Annotated in this window: 2 protein-coding genes; both read right to left on the bottom strand. The window is 60.2% G+C overall.

Annotated elements, in window-relative coordinates; genetic code table 11:
* Positions 1 to 401, bottom strand: a 401-nt coding sequence (locus tag ABJK56_RS19740) for a hypothetical protein (RefSeq protein ID WP_347246407.1), incomplete at its 3' end; no start/stop codon positions are given.
* Entirely contained in the window at positions 398 to 853 is a 456-nt protein-coding gene (locus tag ABJK56_RS19745; protein WP_347246408.1) for a hypothetical protein, read from the bottom strand. The genes ABJK56_RS19740 and ABJK56_RS19745, both read right to left, overlap by 4 nt.
* Between the last annotated feature and the right edge of the window lie 133 nt (positions 854 to 986).

Below are 986 nucleotides of genomic sequence, written 5' to 3' on the forward strand. Positions count from 1 at the left end.
AACGTCCTGCATTTCGGACAGCGCCACTCGTTCCATATGTCGAAGTCCACCAGGACCAACGCGGGGAACCCGCAGTCTGAGCAATCGGATGCCCTCGCACGCACGATTTTGAACCCCAACACCACATCCGACCACCACCGGGGCAATTCAACGCCTCTAGGCCAACCGCGAGGCTTTTTCAGCCGGCGTTTTAACTCCCGGTAGTGGGGTTTCAGGGCGTCCAGGATGTCCTGCGATACCCACTTTCCCCCGGGGAGGGCGTGCCAAACTTCCACCACGTCGTCCGGCCGCAGCCGAACCCGGTAGCCTTCCCGGAGCAACCACCGCACGGCCTCTTGGAAACTGCGGAACGTGAGGGGTTGGGATGAATCCCCGTGGAATATCTTGGTGGACCGCATCATTGTCGCTCCCGATAGATTCTTGGCTTCCTTCCCAGGTCACGCTCACTGAAATCGGCATAGCGGGCCGATTCGCGAGCGAAACGCTCCGCGGCCTTGGGCCAGTCGGTGGGGGCTATGTTGAGCATTCGGCGGGCCTCCAGCAGTAACGCCACCGCGGCGTCGTGGAATGTGTCGTACAGCTCGAAGAGGGACGGAAAATCCACGCCCTTCGCCGGCGTTCCCGTGGGGATGAGCACGTATCCCGGACCGAATTGGCTTGGTTCCAGTCGGAGAGAAAATCCCGCCTCGCAGAGTTTGTGGAGCAATAGCCACCCGCCCACTTCCTCTCTGTGTTCCCGTAAGAGGGCTAGCTCGTCATCGGTGAGCGTTCCCGGTGTGGCACCCAAGCGAAGCCTTCCGCCTTGCCAGGTGACGTGAACACCGGGACGCTTAAGAAGGTGCAAGCCGCTCATAGGTCAATCCACTGTATCGCCTCAGTGTCGGCCTCATCTTGACCACAATCTGTCCTGCCAGTTCTGGGGGGGTTATCCGCCAGATTGCCAAGTTCCCCTATAACTTGGCAATCTTGGCAATGTGCCCCCTCCG

Source organism: Thermogutta sp. (assembly GCF_039793925.1).
Classification (GTDB): domain Bacteria; phylum Planctomycetota; class Planctomycetia; order Pirellulales; family Thermoguttaceae; genus Thermogutta.